Source organism: Pseudomonas fluorescens group sp. PF-1 (assembly GCF_054481335.1).
Genome location: NZ_JBTMNG010000002.1, coordinates 2,343,144 through 2,367,484, shown reverse-complemented (window position 1 = coordinate 2,367,484; position 24,341 = coordinate 2,343,144). Strand labels below are relative to the sequence as shown.

Genomic DNA, 24,341 nt, shown 5'->3' with positions numbered 1-24,341 from the left:
TGCGCCTTGGTACAACGGCGCCCTGCCGCAATCTTTACGTTAACGTAAGGGCTATGGCAAGTGCCGTAGGGCGTTTGTGTTTCGACAGGTGGATCGCGATGGCTTTCAGACGTGAGGATCGCCCGGCGGTTTGCTCGGCGCGGCGTATTGCGGCTTCAAGTGACCGTCCTGATCAAGTAGCCAGGCGTCCATGATCTGCCGCACCACGGGACCGGCGACGCGGCCACCGGCCTCGCCGTTTTCGATCATCACCGAAATGACAATCTTGGGGTGTTCCGCCGGTGCGAAACCGACGAACAAGGCGTTGTCGCGGTTGCGCTCCAGGGTCTTCGCGCGGTTGTAACGCTCACCCTGCTTGATTGCCACCACTTGCGCGGTGCCGCTCTTGCCGGCGATGCGGTACTGCACCCCCACTGCGGCTGCCCGGGCAATTCCTCGGGCATCGTGCATGACCATCTGCATGCCATGGTTGACCTGCTCCCAGTCACGGGGATCCTTGAGCAGGATATTCGGCATCGGGTGCTCATCCACCGGTGCGACACCGTCCACAGTCCGGGCCAGGTGCGGGCGGTTCCACACCCCTTTGTTGGCGATCAGCGCGGTGGCCTGGGCCAGTTGCAGCGGCGTGACTTGCATGTAGCCCTGGCCAATGCCGAGGATCACCGTCTCACCCGGGAACCAAGGCTGGCGGCGCGTGGCGCGCTTCCAGGCCTGGGACGGCATCAAGCCGGGAGACTCTTCGTACATGTCCAGCGAGACCTTTTCACCGAGACCGAACATCGCCATATAGTCGTGCAGACGATCAATGCCCAGCTTGTGTGCCAAGTCGTAGAAATAGGTATCGTTGGAACGCATGATCGCCGCGTCCATGTCCACCCATCCGTCACCGCTGTGGTTCCAGTTACGGTATTTGTGATCGAAGTCCGGCAGTTGGTAGTAGCCCGGGTCGAAAACTCGAGTCTGCGGTGTGACCACGCCCGCATCGAGGCCGGCAATCGCGACTTCCGGCTTGATGGTCGAGCCCGGCGCATAGAGGCCGCGCAGCACGCGGTTGAACAGCGGCCGGTCGATAGAATCGTGCAGCGCCGCGTACTCCTTGAAGCTGATGCCGGTGACGAACAGATTCGGGTCGAAGCTGGGCTTGCTTACCATGGCCAGCACTTCACCCGTCGACGGATCAAGCGCAACCACCGAACCACGGCGGTCACCCAGGGCTTGCTCGGCGGCTTCCTGAAGTTTGACGTCTAGACTCAGGACGATGTTTTTACCCGGAACCGGGTCGGTGTGCTTGAGCACTCGCAATACGCGCCCTTGAGCGTTGGTTTCAACTTCTTCGTAACCGACATGGCCATGCAGTTCCGACTCGTAGAATTTCTCGACCCCGGTTTTGCCGATGGATTGAGTGCCACGGTATTCGACCGAGTCCAGGGCCTTGGATTCTTTCTCGTTGATACGACCGACGTAGCCGATTGAATGAGCGAAGTGTTCAGCGAATGGATAGTGGCGTACGAACTGAGGTTCGACATCGATGCCAGGCAAGCGGAATTCGTTGACCGCGAGCACCGCAATCTGTTCTTCGCTGAGCTCATAGAACAGCGTGACCGGTACGAACGGATGCCGCGCCTGCTTCATCGCTTTATCGAACAGTGCGCGGTCTTCGGCAGGCAAGTGCAGCAGGTTGATCACTTCGTCCAGTTCTTGCTTGACGTCCGAAGCGCGCTCGCGGGTGATGGTCAGGTTGTAACTGGGCCGGTTGTCCGCCAGAACCACGCCATTGCGGTCATAGATCAACCCGCGAGTCGGGGTGATTGGCAGGACGTGGACACGATTGTTTTCGGAGATCGTGGAGTGATAGTCGAATTCGACCACTTGCAGGACATACATGCGTACCACCAGCGCGCAGGTAATCGCGACGACAAACAAGGCGCAGGCGATCAGCCTTTTGTTGACCAGGCGCGTCTCATTTTCGTGGTCCTTGATCGGTATCGGTTCGGGCATTTCTGGAGCAACTCTTTGAAGAGGAAGTGCCGATCCGTGGGCTTGAAATCAGTCCATTAAAAAACGAGCTGCACCATAACAAAAACTGCCCGGTCACTTTAGTGCGATTTCCTCTAAGGGCAGTCGTTGAGCGTCGCAAAGTGATCTCGGTTGCCGCTGACTCGTGCGTCTTACTCAAGACTGATATTCCCTTGCGTGCATTTTTCTTGCTGATTAGCCCGTGAATACTGGGTGCATGTCATTCCGTTCTGTTTTTTGGGAGTTATACATGCATCCACGATTTCAACGATTGCTTGGGCCGAATGGGTTTTCCATCGGACTGGAACTGCCACTCGACAACGATTGGTCCAGCGGCGGTCAACGTCTGCGGATGGCCGAAGGTCGACCTTTTGGCGTACCGGACCTGAGGCAGCACGCGGCCATGGCGCGCCTGGCCGACAAGTCGGGTTTTCGTGCCCTTTGGGTTCGTGATGTGCCGATTTATGACCCGCATTTCGGTGATGCGGCACAGGTTTTCGAAACCTTTTCCTATCTCGGGTACCTGGCCGGCATTACCGAAAACATCATGCTGGGTACGGCGGCGGTTGTACTGCCGCTGCGTCAGCCTTGGCTGACGTTGAAATCGGCTAACAGTGTCGATGAGTTGAGTGACGGGCGCCTGCTGCTGGGCGTGGCCAGTGGTGACCGCCCGATGGAGTATCCGTTGTTTGGCGTGGATTACGATCGGCGCGGTGAAATCTTCCGCGATACCGTTGAATTGCTGCGCAGCCAAGGGGAAGGTCATTTACCCGAGGGGGCTCGCTTGCTTCCCGAGCGAGGTGAGTCAGCACCGTTGCTCGTTGCGGGTCTTGGCCAACAATCTCCAACATGGATTGGTCAACACATGGACGGTTGGCTCGCCTATCCAGGCACGCCAGACGAACATCGTCGCAGAGTCGGGTTGTGGCGCGAGGTTGGCGGCAACAAACCTTATGTCAGCTTCATTCACCTGGATCTCGCAGACGATCCCCACGCCCCCATGGGACGAGTACGGTTCGGCGGCACTTGTGGGCGGTTGGCGTTGATTGACGAACTTCAGGCATTGCGCGAAGCCGGGGTACAGCATGTTGGCCTGCATCTACGGCGCAGTGAACGACCCGTCGCAGAAATTATTCAAGAGATTGCGGACTACGTGTTGCCGAAGTTTCACTAGCGCTTTGGGATGAAAAAGGGATAGCCATCAGACTATCCCTTTTTAAGCGACACTTTCCTGCGGACAAAAACAAAACCCCTACCTGCATACGCAGATAGGGGTTTTGGAATTTAATCTTGACGATGACCTACTCTCACATGGGGAAACCCCACACTACCATCGGCGATGCATCGTTTCACTGCTGAGTTCGGGATGGGATCAGGTGGTTCCAATGCTCTATGGTCGTCAAGAAATTCGGGTACCGAACCGTCTTTCGACGCTTCAGCAAATTGGGTATGCGATAGTTTGTGCGGCTTTTGTGAATGGTTGCGAACTTTCGGTTCATTGCGTCTTCACACACCGCAATCTGGCTCTTAAGCGCAAATTGCTTGGGTGTTATATGGTCAAGCCTCACGGGCAATTAGTATTGGTTAGCTCAACGCCTCACAGCGCTTACACACCCAACCTATCAACGTCGTAGTCTTCGACGGCCCTTCAGGGGACTCAAGGTCCCAGTGAGATCTCATCTTGAGGCTAGTTTCCCGCTTAGATGCTTTCAGCGGTTATCTATTCCGAACATAGCTACCCGGCAATGCCACTGGCGTGACAACCGGAACACCAGAGGTTCGTCCACTCCGGTCCTCTCGTACTAGGAGCAGCCCCTCTCAAATCTCAAACGTCCACGGCAGATAGGGACCGAACTGTCTCACGACGTTCTAAACCCAGCTCGCGTACCACTTTAAATGGCGAACAGCCATACCCTTGGGACCGGCTTCAGCCCCAGGATGTGATGAGCCGACATCGAGGTGCCAAACACCGCCGTCGATATGAACTCTTGGGCGGTATCAGCCTGTTATCCCCGGAGTACCTTTTATCCGTTGAGCGATGGCCCTTCCATACAGAACCACCGGATCACTAAGACCTACTTTCGTACCTGCTCGACGTGTCTGTCTCGCAGTCAAGCGCGCTTTTGCCTTTATACTCTACGACCGATTTCCGACCGGTCTGAGCGCACCTTCGTACTCCTCCGTTACTCTTTAGGAGGAGACCGCCCCAGTCAAACTACCCACCATACACTGTCCTCGATCCGGATAACGGACCTGAGTTAGAACCTCAAAGTTGCCAGGGTGGTATTTCAAGGATGGCTCCACGCGAACTGGCGTCCACGCTTCAAAGCCTCCCACCTATCCTACACAAGCAAATTCAAAGTCCAGTGCAAAGCTATAGTAAAGGTTCACGGGGTCTTTCCGTCTAGCCGCGGATACACTGCATCTTCACAGCGATTTCAATTTCACTGAGTCTCGGGTGGAGACAGCGCCGCCATCGTTACGCCATTCGTGCAGGTCGGAACTTACCCGACAAGGAATTTCGCTACCTTAGGACCGTTATAGTTACGGCCGCCGTTTACCGGGGCTTCGATCAAGAGCTTCGCGTTAGCTAACCCCATCAATTAACCTTCCGGCACCGGGCAGGCGTCACACCCTATACGTCCACTTTCGTGTTTGCAGAGTGCTGTGTTTTTAATAAACAGTCGCAGCGGCCTGGTATCTTCGACCGGCGTGGGCTTACGTAGCAAGTACTTCACCCTCACCGGCGCACCTTCTCCCGAAGTTACGGTGCCATTTTGCCTAGTTCCTTCACCCGAGTTCTCTCAAGCGCCTTGGTATTCTCTACCCAACCACCTGTGTCGGTTTGGGGTACGGTTCCTGGTTACCTGAAGCTTAGAAGCTTTTCTTGGAAGCATGGCATCAACCACTTCGTGTTCTAAAAGAACACTCGTCATCAGCTCTCGGCCTTAGAATCCCGGATTTACCTAAGATTCCAGCCTACCACCTTAAACTTGGACAACCAACGCCAAGCTGGCCTAGCCTTCTCCGTCCCTCCATCGCAATAACCAGAAGTACAGGAATATTAACCTGTTTTCCATCGACTACGCTTTTCAGCCTCGCCTTAGGGACCGACTAACCCTGCGTCGATTAACGTTGCGCAGGAAACCTTGGTCTTTCGGCGTGGGTGTTTTTCACACCCATTGTCGTTACTCATGTCAGCATTCGCACTTCTGATACCTCCAGCAAGCTTCTCAACTCACCTTCACAGGCTTACAGAACGCTCCTCTACCGCATCACCTAAGTGATACCCGTAGCTTCGGTGTATGGTTTGAGCCCCGTTACATCTTCCGCGCAGGCCGACTCGACTAGTGAGCTATTACGCTTTCTTTAAAGGGTGGCTGCTTCTAAGCCAACCTCCTAGCTGTCTAAGCCTTCCCACATCGTTTCCCACTTAACCATAACTTTGGGACCTTAGCTGACGGTCTGGGTTGTTTCCCTTTTCACGACGGACGTTAGCACCCGCCGTGTGTCTCCCATGCTCGGCACTTGTAGGTATTCGGAGTTTGCATCGGTTTGGTAAGTCGGGATGACCCCCTAGCCGAAACAGTGCTCTACCCCCTACAGTGATACATGAGGCGCTACCTAAATAGCTTTCGAGGAGAACCAGCTATCTCCGAGCTTGATTAGCCTTTCACTCCGATCCACAGGTCATCCGCTAACTTTTCAACGGTAGTCGGTTCGGTCCTCCAGTCAGTGTTACCTAACCTTCAACCTGCCCATGGATAGATCGCCCGGTTTCGGGTCTATTCCCAGCGACTAGACGCCCTATTAAGACTCGCTTTCGCTACGCCTCCCCTATTCGGTTAAGCTCGCCACTGAAAATAAGTCGCTGACCCATTATACAAAAGGTACGCAGTCACAGAACAAAGTCTGCTCCCACTGCTTGTACGCATACGGTTTCAGGATCTATTTCACTCCCCTCTCCGGGGTTCTTTTCGCCTTTCCCTCACGGTACTAGTTCACTATCGGTCAGTCAGTAGTATTTAGCCTTGGAGGATGGTCCCCCCATATTCAGACAAAGTTTCTCGTGCTCCGTCCTACTCGATTTCATGACCAAGAGATTTTCGCGTACAGGGCTATCACCCACTATGGCCGCACTTTCCAGAGCGTTCCGCTAATCTCAAAGCCACTTAAGGGCTAGTCCCCGTTCGCTCGCCACTACTAAGGGAATCTCGGTTGATTTCTTTTCCTCAGGGTACTTAGATGTTTCAGTTCCCCTGGTTCGCCTCTTAAGCCTATGTATTCAGCTTAAGATAACCATCTTATGATGGCTGGGTTCCCCCATTCAGACATCTCCGGATCAAAGTCTGTTTGCCGACTCCCCGAAGCTTTTCGCAGGCTACCACGTCTTTCATCGCCTCTGACTGCCAAGGCATCCACCGTATGCGCTTCTTCACTTGACCATATAACCCCAAGCAATCTGGTTATACTGTGAAGACGACATTCGCCGAAAATTCGCGCTACTCAATTAAGAGCAACTCACAAATTTTACCTTAGCCTGATCCGTTACCAGTGAAAGTAACGTTCAGTCTATCTTTCTATCACATACCCAAATTTTTAAAGAACGATCTAGCCAAAGACTAGAAATCAACATTCACCATCCTTCGATGGAATGCTCATTTCTAAGCTTTCAAACTTCAGAAGCAGTAGTGGTGGAGCCAAACGGGATCGAACCGTTGACCTCCTGCGTGCAAGGCAGGCGCTCTCCCAGCTGAGCTATGGCCCCGTATCTCTACAGGTTTCCCACACAAAATTGGTGGGTCTGGGCAGATTCGAACTGCCGACCTCACCCTTATCAGGGGTGCGCTCTAACCAACTGAGCTACAGACCCAATTTCGGGCTGCTTCTATCGTCTTCTTCAATGAATCAAGCAATTCGTGTGGGAACTTATGGAGTAGCTGAGTCGTCGATTAAGGAGGTGATCCAGCCGCAGGTTCCCCTACGGCTACCTTGTTACGACTTCACCCCAGTCATGAATCACACCGTGGTAACCGTCCTCCCGAAGGTTAGACTAGCTACTTCTGGTGCAACCCACTCCCATGGTGTGACGGGCGGTGTGTACAAGGCCCGGGAACGTATTCACCGCGACATTCTGATTCGCGATTACTAGCGATTCCGACTTCACGCAGTCGAGTTGCAGACTGCGATCCGGACTACGATCGGTTTTGTGGGATTAGCTCCACCTCGCGGCTTGGCAACCCTCTGTACCGACCATTGTAGCACGTGTGTAGCCCAGGCCGTAAGGGCCATGATGACTTGACGTCATCCCCACCTTCCTCCGGTTTGTCACCGGCAGTCTCCTTAGAGTGCCCACCATTACGTGCTGGTAACTAAGGACAAGGGTTGCGCTCGTTACGGGACTTAACCCAACATCTCACGACACGAGCTGACGACAGCCATGCAGCACCTGTCTCAATGTTCCCGAAGGCACCAATCCATCTCTGGAAAGTTCATTGGATGTCAAGGCCTGGTAAGGTTCTTCGCGTTGCTTCGAATTAAACCACATGCTCCACCGCTTGTGCGGGCCCCCGTCAATTCATTTGAGTTTTAACCTTGCGGCCGTACTCCCCAGGCGGTCAACTTAATGCGTTAGCTGCGCCACTAAGAGCTCAAGGCTCCCAACGGCTAGTTGACATCGTTTACGGCGTGGACTACCAGGGTATCTAATCCTGTTTGCTCCCCACGCTTTCGCACCTCAGTGTCAGTATCAGTCCAGGTGGTCGCCTTCGCCACTGGTGTTCCTTCCTATATCTACGCATTTCACCGCTACACAGGAAATTCCACCACCCTCTACCATACTCTAGCTTGTCAGTTTTGAATGCAGTTCCCAGGTTGAGCCCGGGGCTTTCACATCCAACTTAACAAACCACCTACGCGCGCTTTACGCCCAGTAATTCCGATTAACGCTTGCACCCTCTGTATTACCGCGGCTGCTGGCACAGAGTTAGCCGGTGCTTATTCTGTCGGTAACGTCAAAATTGCAGAGTATTAATCTACAACCCTTCCTCCCAACTTAAAGTGCTTTACAATCCGAAGACCTTCTTCACACACGCGGCATGGCTGGATCAGGCTTTCGCCCATTGTCCAATATTCCCCACTGCTGCCTCCCGTAGGAGTCTGGACCGTGTCTCAGTTCCAGTGTGACTGATCATCCTCTCAGACCAGTTACGGATCGTCGCCTTGGTGAGCCATTACCTCACCAACTAGCTAATCCGACCTAGGCTCATCTGATAGCGCAAGGCCCGAAGGTCCCCTGCTTTCTCCCGTAGGACGTATGCGGTATTAGCGTCCCTTTCGAGACGTTGTCCCCCACTACCAGGCAGATTCCTAGGCATTACTCACCCGTCCGCCGCTGAATCAGAGAGCAAGCTCTCTTCATCCGCTCGACTTGCATGTGTTAGGCCTGCCGCCAGCGTTCAATCTGAGCCATGATCAAACTCTTCAGTTCAAACATCTTTGGGTTTTGAGAAAACCCTAAACTTGGCTCAGCAATCGTTGGTTACATCTTTGATTTCTCGCGGAGTAACTTGTGATGCTGATAATCTGTTGACTAGCAGTCTGACTCCACAAGCACCCACACGAATTGCTTGATTCAGTTGTTAAAGAGCGGTTGGTTAAGATCTTTCGTCTCAACCGAGGCGCGCATTCTACAGCAGCCTCATTTGCTGTCAAGTGATTATTTTCAGAAGTTTTCAAGGATTCCTTAACAACTTCAACCACTTGCGCCTTCGATCTCTCGTCAGCGGGAGGCGAATTCTACAGCGTTACTCGCTGCTGTCAACACCTCTTTTTCAACTTCCTTTCGACTTCGATGACCTGAAGCAACCCGCTGCCGAAAACTGCGTAACTCATTGTTTATCAAGGAGTTTTCCGTTTCGACTGCGCCGGAAGTGGGGCGAATTATAGGCTTCCAGAATCTGCCGTCAAGCACTGATTTGGGTTTTCTATCAGACAGACAAAATCACCGCTTATATATAGACGTGCCTGCAACGATTGCGCAGTATATTGCCCATTACCAAGAGCAATACCCCAAGCTCTCTACCTTCGGACGATGCCACTCAATGAATGATCAGCCTCGCAGCCTTGCCTCGACCCTGTTTTCGGTCGGCCTGCTATTAATAGCCATGGCATCGATCCAGTCCGGTGCCTCCCTGGCCAAAAGCATGTTCCCTGTTGTCGGCGCACAAGGGACCACCACCCTGCGCCTGATCTTTGCCAGCGTAATCATGCTGCTGTTGCTCCGACCATGGCGGGCGAAGCTCACGGCAAAATCTCTGCGCACTGTCATCGTCTATGGCATGGCGCTGGGCGGAATGAACTTCCTCTTCTATATGTCTTTGCGCACGGTTCCGCTAGGGATCGCGGTGGCGCTGGAGTTCACCGGGCCATTGGCGGTTGCCATCTACGCTTCACGCCGAGCTATCGACTTTTTATGGATCGCCCTGGCAGCTGTCGGTCTCCTGCTATTGATTCCCACAGGAGCAACCACAGCGAGCATCGATCTGGTAGGGGCCGGTTATGCATTGGGGGCCGGTGCCTGCTGGGCGCTGTATATTCTTTTCGGCCAAAAGGCCGGTGCCGACAATGGTGTGCAAACCGCCGCGCTGGGGGTAATGATTGCTGCGCTGTTCGTAGCCCCCATCGGGATTGTTCATGCGGGTGCCGCGCTGCTGACCCCCTCACTGATCCCGATCGCCCTCGGCGTCGCCATTCTCTCCACCGCACTGCCTTACACCCTGGAGATGGTCGCCCTCACACGCATGCCGGCCAGGACTTTCGGCACATTAATGAGTATTGAACCCGCTATTGGCGCCCTTTCAGGGTTGCTGTTCCTCCACGAGTACTTGTCGCTGTCACAGTGGATGGCCATCCTGTGCATCATTCTGGCTTCCGTCGGTGCCACCATGACGATGGGCAGTACCGCAAAGCCCGCTGTTGCGGCAGATTGATACAGGAATTGACGAGACTCTGGTATTTACCGCTCAATTAGGCCATGTTTAGGCCCGCAACCCAGTGACAAACATGGACTTTTCAAGACAGGGATATCAGAACGCTTCATGCGAAAGCGATTACAGCCGAACCCGGGCAAAAGACCCGGGACGCTACAAGGACAGCAATGAAACGAATTTTGATACTGATCGCCGTACTTGCAGTTGCGGGCTGCGCGGCGACATCCCAAACCCAGATCAAACACGGCAAGAAAGGACTGCATATCAACTGTTCCGGGCTGTCGTCTTCCTGGGACAAGTGTTATGCGAGTGCCGCGAACTCATGCGCCCCCAAAGGCTACAAAGTCATCGCCAAGTCAGGGGATGTCGTGGAAGAACCGGGGGATTACCCTTTTGGCCTCAATCCGGCCGGGTATACAAGCCGCAGCATGATCGTCATCTGCAAATAGCTTGAAGCCGCCGTGTCAGGCTCTCGGACTTGCAATCTGGCGGCTGGTCTCATCATAACTGGACTTCAGCACCCTGCGCTGCAGCTCCGGAGTAACGAGCATCCGAGCCACCACCAACGCCCCGATGCACTGCGACAGAATGGCCCAAGCCAGGCTGTCGCTCTCCAGCACCTGCGCCCAGCTTTCCTGAAGCAGGCAGATCCAGTGCTCTGCCTGCTGCCGTATCACTACGTCGGAACGGGCGATCTCGGCACCCAGGACCGGTAATGCACAACCGGTTTCCGGATGATCGACGTGGGACATGCTCAAGTAATGCTTCAAGCATCGCTCGAGTTTATCCCGGTCCTGATCAGCCCCCAGTCGTTCCAGGCTTTGACGCAACTCACGCTCGACAATGGACGCGAACAGCTCGTCCTTCGACGAGAAATGGTTGTAGAACGCGCCCCCGCTCAAACCGATCGCTTTCATCAAGCCGTCCACGCCCACACTGGAAAAACCAGACTTCTTGGCCGACACCGAGCTGCTTTGCAGCAGTTTTTCCTTGGTTTCCAGCTTGTGATTGGCCGAGTAACGCATTGCCTTCCCCCTGAGTTGATCGCCTTGACGCTGGCCCGATCGTAGCATAACGTTCGTTCAGTTAACGATCGTTTATCAAAGGGCTACCCATGAATAACAAGAAGGTCGTACTGGTTGTAGGGGCAGGTGATGCCACAGGTGGCGCCATCGCCAAACGCTTTGCACAGGAAGGTTTCATCGCCTGCGTCACCCGGCGCAGTGCGGAAAAACTCCAGCCGCTGGTAGATGCCATCAAGGCCAATGGTGATGAGGCCCATGGTTTTGCCTGCGATGCACGCAAGGAAGATGACGTGATCGCACTGGTCGAGCAGATCGAAAGCGAAATTGGCCCCATCGAGGCGTTCGTGTTCAACATCGGCGCCAACGTGCCTTGCAGTATTCTCGAAGAAACCGCCCGCAAGTATTTCAAGATTTGGGAAATGGCCTGTTTCTCAGGGTTTCTCAATGCCCGTGAAGTGGCCAAACGCATGGCCAAACGGGAACGGGGCACGATCCTCTTCACCGGAGCCACTGCTGGAATGCGTGGTGCCGCAGGCTTTGCCGCATTTGCAGGTGCCAAGCACGGGATTCGTGCATTGGCGCAAAGCATGGCTCGCGAACTAGGGCCGATGAACATCCATGTCGCCCACATCATCGTCGACGGCGCCATCGATACCGATTTCATCCGCGACAACTTCCCCGAAAAGTACGCGACCAAGGACCAGGACGGCATCCTCAATCCCGATCACATTGCCGAGAACTACTGGTACCTGCACAGCCAGCCACGCGACGCCTGGACCTTCGAACTGGACCTGCGCCCCTGGAGCGAACGCTGGTAAGCCCTCCCGAATAACAATAAGCAGAGAGCATCAACCATGAGCAAAACCGTGGAGTTCTATTTTGACCTGGGCAGCCCGGCCACCTATCTGGCGTACACACAGTTGCCAAAGATCTGTGAGCGGACCGGCAGCCAGCTGACCTATATTCCGATCCTGCTCGGCGGCGTGTTCAAGGCAACCGGCAACGCCTCGCCAGCGACCGTCCCGGCCAAGGGCCGCTACATGTTTCAGGACCTTGACCGTTATGCCAGACGCTACGGCGTGCCACTGAAATTCAACCCGCACTTCCCGATCAACACCTTGATGCTCATGCGCGCCGTCACCGGAATGCAGCTGCGCCATCCAGAGCGCTTTGCCGCATTCATCGATTGCCTGTTCAAGGCGCTCTGGGTCGACGGTCGCAGCCTCGACGAACCGACAACCGTTGCGGCAGTGCTGACCGAGAACGGCTTTGACCCCAACGAAGTGCTGCCCCTGACCGCCGATGAGCACATCAAGGCCGTGCTCAAGGACAACACTGAGAAAGCGGTGCAACGTGGCGTTTTCGGCGCACCCAGCATGTTTGTCGATAATCAGCTGTTCTTCGGCCAGGACCGTCTGGACTTCGTCGTGGAAGCCCTGGGTTAAATATCGATGACCAACCGCCCTTGCGCCGCTCCCGACAGGAGCAGCTCATGGGCGGCCTCGGCGGATTCCAGGTTGAACCAGTGCGGATCGAGAATGGGCACCACACTGCCCGCTTCTATCAGCCTCGCCGCCTCCTGAAGGATCCGGCCATGGTGCTCACGCCCCTTCCCTGTCAACAACGGTAACAAGGTGAACACGCCGGAATAGGTTGCCCCGCGAAAGGACAGCGGCGCCAGGCTGTGCTGCCCCCAACCCAGACAACTCACCACATGACCGTGATAGACCCGTGCCGCCTTGAATGACGCATCCAGGGCTTCACCGCCTACCGTGTCATAGACAATGTCAAAACCCTCCCCGTCCGTATGCTCAGCCACGTAGGCCTCCACCGACGTCTTTCGGTAATCAATGAAGGTCGCGCCCAAGCCTTCGATGATTTCCTGCTGTCCCGTCGACCCGGTGGCGAACACCTTGGCACCGAACGCGCGGGCGATTTGCACCGCCACATGCCCGACACCTCCTGCACCACCGTGAATCAGCACTTTCTGACCCGCACGCACCCGAGCGCGGTCGACCAATCCTTCCCACGCCGTAATCAACACCAATGGCAATCCCGCCGCTTCGCGCATGCTCAGATTGGCCGGCTTGCGCGCCAGCAGACGCGCATCGACCACCGCGTATTCAGCCAGAGAACCCTGGGCGCCGCCGATTCCCGTCGCCATGGCATACACCTCATCGCCGGGCAGCCAGTCACTGACGTCCCCGCCTGAGGCTTCGATGGTGCCCGCCAGATCCATACCCAGTACCGCTGGCAGTGGCTGGCGCGCGTGGGCGGCCTGGCCCGAACGGATTTTCCCGTCCAGCGGGTTGACCCCGCTGGCCGCGATCCGCACCAGTACCTGTCCCGCTCCAGGCACCGGTCGCTGAATCGAAGCCAGGCGCAGGGGGGCATTAGCAGAGTCAACAATCAGCGCGCGCATATGCATTGAGTCATTCATTTCGGCTATTCCCGTCAAAGGTGGTGGAGCCATCTTCCAACAAGCCACTCATGCCGATAAGACGCCGAATAGCTATAGTGATCATTCCCATCTGGCATCAATGAGAAATCCCGTGGACAAACTCCATGCAATGGCGATTTTCGTCCGGGTGGTCGAACGCGGCAGCTTTTCCGCCGTCGCCCGGGAAATGCAGACCACCCAGCCGACCATCAGCAAAGTACTGCGCGCACTGGAAATCGAGCTGAGTGGAAAGCTGATCGCACGCAGTACCCGTCGGTTATCCCTGACCGATGAAGGCCAGCGCTACTACAGCGAGTGCCGACAAATCCTCGCCGCCGTCGATGCAGCCGAGCACAGTTTCCAATCCGGCAGAGAAACGATTGCCGGTCATCTGCGCATCGGCTCGTCGGTCAGCTTCGGGCGCTTGCAGATTGCTCCGCGCCTGCCGGCATTCCTCAAGCGATATCCAGAGATTGAAATCGACCTGCAATTGAATGATCAGAACCAGGACCTGGTCAGCGAAGGCCTGGACGTGACGTTCAGGATCGGGCCATTGAATGACAGTGGCCTGATCGCTCGTCACATCGGTACCACCCACCGGGTAACCGTCGCAACGCCCGCCTACCTCAAGCAACACGGTCAACCACAAACACCACAGCAATTGAGCGAACACAACTGCCTGCTATTCAACCTGCTGAACAGTCAGAACCTGTGGGTTTACGAGCGCGACGAACAACTTCACGAGGTGCGGATCAAGGGCAACGCCCAAAGCAACAACTCCGAGGCGATTCGCGAGATGGTGCTGGGTGGCTTGGGTATTGCGATGTCACCGGTGTGGCTGTTCAGCGAGGATCTGAAAGCCGGCAGAGTGACAGCGATTCTGCGCGAGTACACCGCGCAATCACTTCCAATACATGCAGTGTCCCCGGCGAATCGTCGCCAATCCGCCAGGGTCAAAGCCTTTGTCGACTACATGAGCCAGGCGCTGCAAGCGGCGCCCGAACTGCAGGCGGTCAAATAGCCGCGGTACGGGTGTTCAACCACTCCAGTGCCGCACCGTCGAGCAACGGGCTCAAGCGCTTGCGCACTTCGGCGTGGTAAGCATTGAACCACTGCTTTTCTTCTTCCGACAGCAGCGACGGTTCCAGGCAACGGGTGTCGATCGGGCACAGGGTCAGGGTTTCGAACTTCAGGAACTCACCGAATTCGCTGGTGCCCGCTTCGCGGTTCATCGCCAGGTTTTCGATCCGCACACCCCAGCGGCCCGGGCGGTAAGTGCCGGGCTCGATGGAGGTGATCATGCCCGGTTGCATCGCGGTTTGCGGTGCGGGTGCTGCCTGATAGGCAATGACTTGCGGGCCTTCGTGAACGTTGAGGAAGTAGCCAACGCCGTGACCGGTGCCATGACCGTAATCGACGCTTTCGGCCCAGATCGGCGCACGGGCTATCGCGTCCAGCAGCGGCGACAGGATGCCTTTCGGGAATTGCGCACGGGACAAGGCAATCACGCCTTTGAGCACACGGGTGCAATCGCGCTTCTGCTCGGCCGTCGGTGTGCCGACCGGGACCATCCGCGTGATGTCCGTGGTGCCCCCCAGGTACTGGCCGCCGGAATCGATCAGCAGCAGACCATCACCTTCGATCACCGCGTGTTCTTCTTCGGTGGCGTGGTAATGCGGCATGGCGCCGTTGGCGTTGAATGCGGCGATGGTGTTGAAGCTCAGCGACACATAACCCGGACGGCGTTCACGGGCGGCGGTCAGTTTCTCGTCGATGGTCAGCTCGGTGATGCGCTCGCTGCCCGTGAGTGCCGAGTCCAGCCAGGTGAAGAATTCGCAGAGCGCCGCGCCATCCTGCTCCATGGCCTGACGGATATGCTCGGCGTCAGCCAGGCTTTTTTGCGACTTGGCCAGGGTGGTCGGGTTCAAGCCTTCGACCAACTTGACGCCGCTGTCGAGGTTATCCAGCAATCCCGCCGTGACCCGCGCCGGGTCGACCAGCAAGCTCGCCCCTTTCGGAACGGCCCGCAACGCGTCGGCCACTTCGCTGTAATCGCGCAGGGTCACGCCATCCTGTTCAAGGACCGCACGCAGTTCGGCATCGACCTTGCTCAACGCCACGAACAGGGTGGCCTGCTGCTGGTTGATCAAGGCGAAGGAAACAAACACCGGATTGAACGACACATCGCCGCCGCGCAGGTTGAACAGCCAGGCGATGTCATCGAGGGTGGCGATGAAATGCCAGTCAGCGCCGCGCGCCAGCAGGGTTTCCCGCAGTTTGGCCAGTTTCTCGCCACGGCTGACGGTCGCCTGCGGAGGCAAGTGCTGATAGATCGGTGCATTCGGCAGGCTCGGGCGGTCGTTCCAGACCTCGCTCAACAGATCGATATCCGTGCGCAGACGAGCGCCACGCTCCTCCAGCTTGCCGCTCAACGTACGTGCGGAGGCCACGGCCATCACCGCACCGTCGACCGCGACCACACCGCCTTCCGGGGTTTGCTCAGCCAGCCAGTCCAGCGGCCCCGGTTGGCCCGGTTGCAGCTTGACCAGTTCGATGCCGCTGCCCTTGAGCTCCTTGGTCGCCTGCTCCCAGTAACGGCTGTCGGCCCAGACGCCAGCAAAGTCCGCAGTCACGATCAGGGTGCCGACCGAGCCATGGAAGCCCGACAACCACTGCCGGCCCTGCCAGTAGCCGGGCAGGTATTCGGACAGGTGCGGGTCCGCCGACGGCACCAGCAGGGCGTGAATACCCTCGCGGCTCATCAGTTCACGGGTTTGCGCCAGGCGCTGGGGCACCGATCCATTGATCGAAGACTGCGTACTCATCATGACTCCTGCTAACCACTCATCATTATTGTTTAGCGCCGATCGGTGTCGGCGCTTCGAGGCGCTACTGCCAGAATGCCGGTGCACTGGCGCAGGCCGTTTTAATCAGTTGTACCGCTTGATCAATATCCTGCTCGGTGGTGAAACGCCCCAGGCTCAAGCGAATGGTGCGACTCGCCAAACGCGCGTCATGCCCCAGGGCCAGCAGCACATGGGACGGAGCATTGCTCGCGGAATTGCAGGCCGAGGTCGCGGAAAACGCGATCGACGCGAGCAACGCCGCCGAATTGAACTCGCCTTCACTGAAGGTCAGGCTCAGGGTATGAGGGATGCGCCGGGTCGGGCTGCCATTAAGGCGCACGCCGGGAATGCCCAGCAATTGATCGAGCAGGCGTTCACGCAGTCGCACGATCAAGGCTTTTTCTTCATCAAACGCAGCCGCCGCCAGGGCGAACGCCGCGCCCATGGCGGCAATCTGGTGGGTCGCCAGGGTGCCGGAACGCAGGCCACCCTCGTGACCACCCCCGTGAATCTGCGCCTGCAAACGCCGGTGCGCGCGCGGCCCGACATACAGCGCGCCAATGCCTTTGGGCCCATAGAGTTTGTGCGCCGAGAACGACATCAGATCCACCGGCCATTGCGCCAGATCGATCTGCACTTTGCCCGCACCCTGCGCCGCGTCGACATGAAACAAGGCGTCGCGATCACGCACCACCTGGCCAATGGCCGGGATGTCGTTGACCGTGCCCAGCTCGTTGTTGACCAGCATCAGCGACACCAGGAAGGTGTCCTCGCGCAGGGCTTCGCTGACGGCTTGCGCGGTGATCAGGCCGTCGGCGTCCGGCACCAGATAGGTCACTGCCACACCCGCGTCCTGCAATTGTCTTGCGGTATCGAGGATGGCCTTGTGTTCGATCTGGCTGGTGATGATGTGGCCGCCGGCAACGCCGCGGGCCTGGGCAACGCCCTTGAGGGCAAGGTTGTTCGATTCGGTTGCGCCGGAAGTCCAGACGATCTGTTCAGGCGTGGCGCCGACCAGTTCGGCGACCTGGCGCCGTGCCTGCTCAACGGTTTGCCGGGCCTGTTGGCCGAATGCGTGGGAGCTGGATGCCGGGTTGCCAAAGTTGCCGCTGAAACCCAGACACTCGACCATGACCTTGATGACCCGCTCATCCACCGGCGTGGTGGCGGCATAGTCGAAATACAACGGACGTTTATTCATAAAAGACTCGCAGAGCGTGTTCCGGGATCAGGAGGCTCGTCACTGTAAACATCAACACGCAGCCTCGTGAGCGGCGCCCGGTTTCAGAACGTTACCAATACCTGATCGGATGCTGTTAAAGAAGTACCACTTCATTAAAAGTGCGTAGGAACGCTCCTGAAAAGCGAGCTTAACAGGCATCGGTCGACCGGTTGAAGCAATGCGTCAGCGAAAGCTTTCGAGCAACAGCGGATACAGCGAAGCCACCAGCAACGCGGCCATGCCCCAGTTGAACAGGCGCAACCAGCGACGGTCCTTCAGAACGTTGCGCAACAGCGTGCCGCACGCAGCCCAAACGCCCACGCTCGGCAGGTTGATCAGGGCGAATACCGCGGCAATCACGATGACATTGGTGAAGTAACCCTGCATCGGCGTGTAAGTGCTGATGGCACCGATGGCCATGATCCAGGCCTTGGGGTTGACCCACTGGAACGCGGCGGCGCCCAGGTAGCTGATGGGTTTTCCTTCAACCTGCTCGCCATCCGAGACTGGCCCGGAATGGGCGATTTTCCACGCCAGGTACAGCAAATACGCGGCACCGACATAACGCAGCACGGCGTAGAGCAATGGATACGTCTGAAACACCGCGCCCAGGCCAAAGCCCACCGCCACGACCAGCACGAAAAAACCGCAGGTAATGCCAAGCATGTGAGGAATGGTGCGGTTAAAGCCGAAGTTCACGCCGGATGCCAACAACATCGTGTTGTTTGGGCCTGGCGTGATTGAAGTGACAAGGGCGAACAGGGCGAAGCCCAGCAGCAGATCAAGCGAGAGTGTCATGGGAGGCAGTCCATCAGGGTCAATCAGGTAACGACCCTAACGCACACCCCGGGGGAAACCCACGGACAGTTGGGTAAAACTTCCGGCAGTACAGTTTTCGCTTAGCTCGGGCGACCGTGCAGCTGTACAGCGCGTCCGGCGTTCATCTCACCTTGTTTGTCGAAACCGAACGATTTTTGCGGCACACCGAGCAATTCGGCTTTTTTCGCCTGGTATTCATCGAAGGACAGACCCCGGCGATTCAATGCTTCCAGGGCGAGTTCCTGAGTTTCTTCAGCGGTGTAGGGCCTCAGTTCCGGAGCAGGCTGACTGGCGCATCCGGCGAGAACGGAGACGGTCAGCAGCAACAAAGTGGCGATCAGAGGTTTCATGTTCAGGCGTCCTGGCATCTGGGTTCGGGGCAATGAACACAGGCTACTCGCGCCTTTGCGCGGGTAAAAATCATCGCTCTCGATAGTCGCTATCGAGTTTTCCTGATGCTGCCAACCTGTAGCAGCTCTTATATTCAAAAAAGATCTATAAATATCAATCAACGATCTTTTGAGGAATAACAAATAGCCTTTATAACAACTGCATCCCCTGACGCACTGTTGCTCACGCAACTGTTCGCCAGGCAACAGTCAATCAACAAACAGCCCTTGGAAATCAACAGCGCGGCCTGATCAAGTCGCCGCAAGCCCCGTAGAACGTGGCTTCGAGGGATTGGTACAGCTCTTGCTCAATGGGGAAAAGCCCAGTGATGACTCACTGCTCCCACAGCAACTGTTTAAAAAGGAACTGATCATGTCGCGTCCATTGAAAGTCGTTGCCGTCTCCGGCGGCACCTGGCGTCCCTCCCGCACCCTGGTGCTGACCCAAGCGCTGTTGGCGCAGCTAGCCGAGCAACTGCCGATCGAGAGCCAGTTGATCGAACTGGGTGACATCGCCCGGCCATTGGGCGCGGCGCTGTCTCGCCAGGAACTGAGTGAGGACGTCGAAGCCGAACTGCAAGCGATTGAAAATGCCGATCTGCTGATTGTCGCCGCGCCGGTTTATCGCGGTTCCTACCCTGGCCTGCTCAAGCACCTGTTCGACCTGATCGATCTGAATGCACTGGTCAACACCCCGGTACTGCTGGCCGCCACCGGTGGCAGCGAACGTCATGCGCTGGTGCTCGATCATCAGCTGCGCCCCCTGTTCAGTTTTTTCCAGGCGTTGACCTTGCCGATTGGCGTCTATGCCACCGAAGCCGATTTCTCCAATTACCAGATCACCAGCGAACTGCTCAGGGCCCGCATTCAATTGGCTGCAGAACGCGCGGCGCCGTTGTTCGGCGTGCACACCAACAATCTGCTGAAAATCGCTTAAGGAATTCGTCATGGATGTTTTCTGGTTTCTGCCGACCCACGGCGACGGGCATTACCTGGGCACCACTCAGGGCGCACGCCCGGTCACCCTCAACTACCTGAAACAAGTGGCACAGGCCGCGGACAGCCTCGGCTACCACGGCGTATTGATTCCCACCGGACGCTCCTGCGAAGACTCATGGGTGATCGCTTCAGCCCTGGTGCCGCTCACCGAACGCTTGCGTTATCTGGTGGCGATCCGCCCGGGGATCATTTCGCCCACCGTGTCGGCGCGCATGGCGGCGACCCTGGATCGATTGTCCGGTGGCCGCTTGCTGATCAACGTCGTGACCGGCGGCGATCCCGACGAAAACCGTGGCGACGGCAGCTTCCTCGATCACAGCGAACGCTATGAAGTCACCGACGAGTTCCTGAAGATCTGGCGCCGGGTATTGCAAGGCGAATCGGTGGACTTCGAAGGCAAACACCTGCGGGTACAGAACGCCAAGGCGCTGTATCCACCGGTGCAGAAACCTTATCCGCCGCTGTACTTCGGCGGCTCGTCCGATGCCGCACACGACCTGGCCGCCGAGCAGGTCGATGTCTACCTGACCTGGGGCGAACCACCGGCCGCCGTGGCGCAGAAACTCGCCGATGTCCGTGAACGTGCCGCCCGTCACGGGCGCACCGTAAAGTTCGGGATTCGTTTGCATGTCATCGTCCGCGAAACCGCCGAAGAAGCTTGGAAAGCCGCCGACAAACTGATCGAACACATCAGCGACGAAACCATTGCCGCCGCACAGAAGTCGTTCTCGCGCTTCGACTCCGAGGGCCAACGGCGCATGGCCGCGCTGCATGACGGGCGGCGCGACAACCTGGAGATCTCGCCCAATCTGTGGGCCGGCGTCGGCCTGGTGCGTGGCGGTGCCGGGACGGCGCTGGTCGGCGACCCACAGCAGGTCGCCGCGCGCATCAAGGAGTACGCGGACCTGGGGATCGAGAGTTTCATCTTCTCTGGCTACCCGCATCTCGAAGAAGCGTATCGCTTTGCCGAACTGGTCTTCCCGCTGCTGCCCGAGCCGTACGCGAGTCTCGCCGGGCGTGGCGTCACCAATCTCACCGGGCCGTTTGGCGAAATGATCGCCAATGATGTGTTGCCGGCCAAAACCAAGGCCTGACCCACGCACTACCTGTAGGAGCGAGCCTGCTCGCGATGGTCGTCAACGATGACGCTGTCATTCAGACATCCCGTGTAATCGTTGTCCTCCATCGCGAGCAGGCTCGCTCCTACAGGGGATCTGCGTCTTTTGAAAAGGAAAACAGCGTGACTGCCAAGCCGCAAAGCGCCCTGATCCCCCCGTTGCAGACCGCCCGTCAATTGGCCGCCGAATTTGCCCTGACCGCCGTCGAGCGCGACGAACGCGGCGGTACACCCAAGGCCGAGCGTGACGCGCTGCGCCACAGCGGGCTGCTCGCGTTAAGCATTCCCACCCGGTTCGGCGGCCTCGGCGCCAACTGGAGCGAAACCCTGACCATCGTGCGTGAGTTCGCCAAAGTCGACAGTTCGATTGCCCATGTGTTCGGCTTCCATCACCTGATGCTCGCCACCGTGCGCCTGTTCGCCCGTCCCGAACAATGGCAGCCATGGTTTGAACAAACGGCGCGCAAGAACTGGTTCTGGGGCAATGCCCTCAACCCGCTGGACACCCGCACCGTGGTGAAAAAACTCGATGGCTGGCGCGAGTTTTCCGGCAAGAAGAGCTTCTGCTCCGGCGCCAGCGATTCGGAGATGCTGATCGCTTCGGCGGTGGACGAAAGTGCCGGCGGCAAACTGTTGATCGCCGCCATCCCCAGCGGTCGCAGCGGCATCACCTTGCACAATGACTGGAACAACATGGGCCAGCGCCAGACCGACAGCGGCAGCGCCACCTTTGAACGGGTGCGGGTCGAAGAATCAGAACTGCTGCTCGATCCAGGTCCGTTGAGCACGCCGTTCGCTTGCCTGCGCCCACTGATTGCCCAGCTGACGTTCACCCATATGTTCCTCGGCATTGCCGAGGGAGCGTTCGAAGAAGCGCGCCAATACACACTGACCGAGACTCGGCCATGGCACAAATCCAGCGCCCGGGAAGTCAGCCAAGACCCTTATGTACTCGGCCACTACGGCGAATTCTGGGTGGCCCTCGAAGGGGTGCGGCTGTTGGTGGAGCGCGCGGCTGATTTGCTCGACAAGGCTTGGGCCAAAGGCCCGAACCTGAGCGCCGAAGAGCGCGGACATCTGGCCACCGCCATCGCCACGGCCAAGGTCGCCGCCACGCGCAATGGCCTGGAACTGTGCAGCCGCTTGTTCGAAGTCACCGGCGCACGCTCGACCCACGCCTCGCTGCGCCTGGACCGCCACTGGCGCAACCTGCGCACGCAAACCCTGCACGACCCGGTGGATTACAAACTCCATGAACTGGGTGACTGGGCGCTGAACCAGGCCTTGCCGATTCCGACTTTCTATTCATAACTGCCCAACAAGGAGCGTGCCCCATGCAACTGCTGACCTTACCGCCCTCGCCCGCTCTGGCCACGTCGATCCGCGCCACGGCCCAGGTGTTCGAAGACCCGAAATCCCAGGCCTTGCTCGCCCACTTGCAACAAGTCGCCCCGAGCGAAGCCAGTGTGTTGATCATTGGCGAAACCGGCACCGGCAAGGAGTTGGTGGCACGCCATATCCACAACCTCAGCGCCCGGCGCAACCGGCCGTTTGTGGCGGTGAACTGCGGTGCGTTCTCTGAATCCCTGGTCGAGGCCGAGCTGTTCGGCCACGAAAAAGGCGCTTTCACCGGCGCCCTCAGCGCCAAGGCCGGCTGGTTCGAGGAGGCGGACGGCGGCACCCTGTTCCTCGATGAAATCGGTGATTTGCCGATGGCCATTCAGGTCAAGTTGTTGCGGGTGCTGCAAGAGCGCGAAGTGGTGCGCCTGGGTTCGCGCAAGAGCATTCCCATCGACGTGCGGGTGTTGGCAGCGACCAACGTGCAACTGGAGAAAGCCATCAACGCCGGGCATTTCCGCGAGGATCTGTACTACCGGCTGGACGTGGTCAGCCTGGAGCTGAGCCCGCTGCGTGATCGCCCCGGCGACATCCTGCCCCTGACCCGTCACTTCATCGACGCCTACAGTCAGCGCCTCGGCTACGGCAGCATCACTATCAGCAAAGAAGCCGAACTGAAACTGCGCAGCTACAGTTGGCCGGGCAACATCCGAGAGCTGGAAAACGTCATTCACCACACCCTGTTGATCTGCCGTAACGGCATCATCGAACGCGATGACCTGCGCTTGTCCAACATGCGCATCGAGCGTCAGGACGATCACCACGCCCAAGTCGACGACTCAGCCGAGGCCCTGCTCGACCGGGCATTCCAAAAGCTGTTCGAGGAACAGGCCGGCGCGCTGCATGAAAAAGTCGAGGACGCCTTGCTGCGGGCGGCCTACCGCTTCAGCCACTACAACCAGGTGCACACCGCCGCGCTGCTGGGCCTGAGCCGCAACGTGACCCGCACGCGCCTGATCAAGATCGGCGAACTGGCGGTGAACAAGCGACGACCGACGGAAAACGTGCAGGGCGAGCGCTTGATGCAGTTGTCCATCTAACAGGCGCTTGCGCCGACTGCTGCGAATGACGGTTGCCGATGTGCTCGGGGGCGCGGCTATTGGCATCCGGGACAGATCTGAAATTGTGGCGAGGCCATCGCGGGCAAGCCACGCTCCCACAGGGTTTGAGTTGTTTGCACATTTCGTGAACGACCCAAAAAGCTGTGGGAGCGTGGCTTGCCCGCGATGGCGTCCTTGCCCTCAATAGAGAATCAGAACCCCGGCGCAATCTGCCCCTTGTAGCGCGTCAAAATGAACTGCCGAACCTCATCGGAGTTCAACGCCTTGGCCAGTTTCTGCACGCCTGGGTCGTTGATGTTGTCTGGTCGCGCCACCAGGAATTCGACGTACAGACTCTTGCCCTTCTCAACGATCAACGCACTGTTAGTGTCGATCCCCGCTTCCAGCGCGTAGTTGGCGAACACGAACGCCAGGTCTACCTGACTCACCGAACGCGCCAGCAGCGCGCCTTCCAGCTCACGGATTTTCAGGTGCTTGGGGTTTTCGGCGATGTCCCGTTGCGTCGCCAGGGTGTTGCTCGGGTCCTTGAGCTTGATCAGTCCCGCTTCGTGCAACAGCACCAAAGCGCGACCGGTGTTCACCGGATCGTTGGGGATTGACACGGTGGCGCCGTCCTTGAGCTCGGAAATGTTTTTGATCTTGGTCGAATAGGCCCCGAACGGTTCGATGTGCACACCGACCACCGGCACCAGGTCGGTGTGGCGGGTCTTGTTGTAGTCATCGAGAAACGGCCGGTACTGGTAGTAGTTGGCGTCGAGGTTCTTCAGCGCCAGCTGCTGGTTGGGCTGGATGAAATCGGTGAAGACCTTGATGTCCAGGTCTACGCCTTCCTTGGCCAGGGTCGGTTTGACGAATTCGAGGATTTCCGCGTGCGGCACCGGCGTGGCGCCGACGGTCAGTTTTTCGTTGGCGTGAACGCTCAGCGAAATCAAGGCAGCCAGAACGGCCAGGGTCTTTTTCATGTTGTGCTCCTAGGCAGATAGAGTGGCCGTCGTGGGGCGGACGTGGGGCCGATTGT

At 57.7% G+C, this 24,341-nt stretch carries 18 protein-coding genes, 2 tRNA genes and 3 rRNA genes; 10 read left to right on the top strand and 13 right to left on the bottom strand.

Annotated elements, in window-relative coordinates; genetic code table 11:
* Positions 1-105: 105 nt before the first annotated feature.
* Positions 106-1,998 (bottom strand): penicillin-binding protein 2, encoded by a 1,893-nt coding sequence (gene mrdA, locus ACX3YD_RS25785; protein WP_103405880.1) that lies wholly within the window; start codon positions 1,996-1,998, stop codon positions 106-108.
* Positions 1,999-2,266: 268 nt separating this feature from the next.
* Here mrdA and ACX3YD_RS25780 point away from each other — a divergent pair, with 268 nt between their 5' ends.
* Complete coding sequence (locus ACX3YD_RS25780; RefSeq protein WP_458961365.1) at positions 2,267-3,190, top strand: TIGR03571 family LLM class oxidoreductase; 924 nt, start codon at positions 2,267-2,269, stop codon at positions 3,188-3,190.
* A 114-nt stretch (positions 3,191-3,304) separates the two neighbouring features.
* Here ACX3YD_RS25780 and rrf read toward each other — a convergent pair.
* The 5 genes from rrf to ACX3YD_RS25755 all read right to left on the bottom strand — a co-directional run bounded on the left by rrf (position 3,305) and on the right by ACX3YD_RS25755 (position 8,506).
* Positions 3,305-3,420: ribosomal RNA gene (rrf, locus tag ACX3YD_RS25775) — 5S ribosomal RNA — on the bottom strand.
* Positions 3,421-3,569: 149 nt separating this feature from the next.
* Positions 3,570-6,461 (bottom strand): 23S ribosomal RNA (locus ACX3YD_RS25770).
* A 247-nt stretch (positions 6,462-6,708) separates the two neighbouring features.
* A tRNA-Ala gene (locus ACX3YD_RS25765) sits at positions 6,709-6,784 on the bottom strand.
* A gap of 28 nt (positions 6,785-6,812) precedes the next feature.
* Positions 6,813-6,889 (bottom strand) — tRNA-Ile (locus ACX3YD_RS25760).
* Positions 6,890-6,969: 80 nt separating this feature from the next.
* Positions 6,970-8,506: ribosomal RNA gene (locus ACX3YD_RS25755) — 16S ribosomal RNA — on the bottom strand.
* Together the 16S, 23S and 5S rRNA genes with 2 tRNA genes alongside form the textbook arrangement of a ribosomal RNA operon.
* 613 nt (positions 8,507-9,119) lie before the next feature.
* Between ACX3YD_RS25755 and rhtA the strand changes: the two genes are divergently transcribed.
* Both rhtA and ACX3YD_RS25745 read left to right on the top strand, forming a co-directional pair.
* Positions 9,120-10,007 carry a threonine/homoserine exporter RhtA gene (rhtA, locus tag ACX3YD_RS25750; RefSeq protein WP_103406312.1) on the top strand — a complete coding sequence of 296 codons (888 nt, stop codon included), beginning with the start codon at positions 9,120-9,122 and terminating at the stop codon, positions 10,005-10,007.
* A gap of 167 nt (positions 10,008-10,174) precedes the next feature.
* Positions 10,175-10,456, top strand: a complete 282-nt coding sequence (locus ACX3YD_RS25745) for a hypothetical protein (protein ID WP_047527319.1) — start codon at positions 10,175-10,177, stop codon at positions 10,454-10,456.
* A gap of 15 nt (positions 10,457-10,471) precedes the next feature.
* Here ACX3YD_RS25745 and ACX3YD_RS25740 read toward each other — a convergent pair whose 3' ends face one another.
* Positions 10,472-11,032, bottom strand: coding sequence for a TetR/AcrR family transcriptional regulator (locus ACX3YD_RS25740; protein ID WP_458961364.1), 561 nt, complete (start codon positions 11,030-11,032; stop codon positions 10,472-10,474).
* Between the two features lie 89 nt (positions 11,033-11,121).
* Between ACX3YD_RS25740 and ACX3YD_RS25735 the strand changes: the two genes are divergently transcribed.
* A complete protein-coding gene (locus tag ACX3YD_RS25735) occupies positions 11,122-11,850 on the top strand; it encodes an SDR family oxidoreductase (RefSeq protein WP_458961363.1) in 729 nt (242 codons plus the stop codon).
* 36 nt (positions 11,851-11,886) lie between these two features.
* Positions 11,887-12,477, top strand: a complete 591-nt coding sequence (locus ACX3YD_RS25730; RefSeq protein WP_458961362.1) for a 2-hydroxychromene-2-carboxylate isomerase — start codon at positions 11,887-11,889, stop codon at positions 12,475-12,477.
* On the opposite strand, the gene ACX3YD_RS25725 is transcribed toward ACX3YD_RS25730, so the two are convergent.
* Complete coding sequence (locus ACX3YD_RS25725; protein WP_458961361.1) at positions 12,474-13,472, bottom strand: zinc-dependent alcohol dehydrogenase family protein; 999 nt, start codon at positions 13,470-13,472, stop codon at positions 12,474-12,476. The two genes, ACX3YD_RS25730 and ACX3YD_RS25725, sit on opposite strands and share 4 nt — an antisense overlap.
* Positions 13,473-13,572: 100 nt before the next feature.
* Between ACX3YD_RS25725 and ACX3YD_RS25720 the strand changes: the two genes are divergently transcribed.
* The gene (locus ACX3YD_RS25720; protein ID WP_458961360.1) at positions 13,573-14,493 is read left to right on the top strand and encodes a LysR family transcriptional regulator; all 921 of its coding nucleotides are present in this window, start codon (positions 13,573-13,575) and stop codon (positions 14,491-14,493) included.
* Here the strand turns inward: ACX3YD_RS25720 and ACX3YD_RS25715 are convergent.
* The 4 genes from ACX3YD_RS25715 to ACX3YD_RS25700 all read right to left on the bottom strand — a co-directional run bounded on the left by ACX3YD_RS25715 (position 14,486) and on the right by ACX3YD_RS25700 (position 18,709).
* Positions 14,486-16,297 carry an aminopeptidase P family protein gene (locus ACX3YD_RS25715; RefSeq protein ID WP_458961359.1) on the bottom strand — a complete coding sequence of 604 codons (1,812 nt, stop codon included), beginning with the start codon at positions 16,295-16,297 and terminating at the stop codon, positions 14,486-14,488. The genes ACX3YD_RS25720 and ACX3YD_RS25715 overlap by 8 nt on opposite strands.
* A gap of 64 nt (positions 16,298-16,361) precedes the next feature.
* A complete protein-coding gene (locus ACX3YD_RS25710) occupies positions 16,362-17,519 on the bottom strand; it encodes a cysteine desulfurase family protein (protein ID WP_458961358.1) in 1,158 nt (385 codons plus the stop codon).
* 204 nt (positions 17,520-17,723) lie between these two features.
* Positions 17,724-18,338, bottom strand: coding sequence for a LysE family translocator (locus ACX3YD_RS25705; protein ID WP_103406280.1), 615 nt, complete (start codon positions 18,336-18,338; stop codon positions 17,724-17,726).
* Positions 18,339-18,439: 101 nt separating this feature from the next.
* Complete coding sequence (locus ACX3YD_RS25700; protein WP_103406281.1) at positions 18,440-18,709, bottom strand: hypothetical protein; 270 nt, start codon at positions 18,707-18,709, stop codon at positions 18,440-18,442.
* Between the two features lie 412 nt (positions 18,710-19,121).
* Here ACX3YD_RS25700 and msuE point away from each other — a divergent pair, with 412 nt between their 5' ends.
* The 4 genes from msuE to ACX3YD_RS25680 all read left to right on the top strand — a co-directional run bounded on the left by msuE (position 19,122) and on the right by ACX3YD_RS25680 (position 23,302).
* Complete coding sequence (gene msuE / locus ACX3YD_RS25695; protein WP_458961357.1) at positions 19,122-19,685, top strand: FMN reductase; 564 nt, start codon at positions 19,122-19,124, stop codon at positions 19,683-19,685.
* Between the two features lie 10 nt (positions 19,686-19,695).
* Complete coding sequence (gene ssuD / locus ACX3YD_RS25690; RefSeq protein ID WP_458961356.1) at positions 19,696-20,841, top strand: FMNH2-dependent alkanesulfonate monooxygenase; 1,146 nt, start codon at positions 19,696-19,698, stop codon at positions 20,839-20,841.
* Positions 20,842-20,987: 146 nt separating this feature from the next.
* Positions 20,988-22,175 (top strand): acyl-CoA dehydrogenase family protein, encoded by a 1,188-nt coding sequence (locus ACX3YD_RS25685; protein WP_090468151.1) that lies wholly within the window; start codon positions 20,988-20,990, stop codon positions 22,173-22,175.
* A gap of 23 nt (positions 22,176-22,198) precedes the next feature.
* Entirely contained in the window at positions 22,199-23,302 is a 1,104-nt protein-coding gene (locus ACX3YD_RS25680; RefSeq protein ID WP_103406284.1) for a sigma-54 interaction domain-containing protein, read from the top strand.
* A 212-nt stretch (positions 23,303-23,514) separates the two neighbouring features.
* On the opposite strand, the gene ACX3YD_RS25675 is transcribed toward ACX3YD_RS25680, so the two are convergent.
* Complete coding sequence (locus ACX3YD_RS25675; protein ID WP_090468149.1) at positions 23,515-24,285, bottom strand: MetQ/NlpA family ABC transporter substrate-binding protein; 771 nt, start codon at positions 24,283-24,285, stop codon at positions 23,515-23,517.
* Between the last annotated feature and the right edge of the window lie 56 nt (positions 24,286-24,341).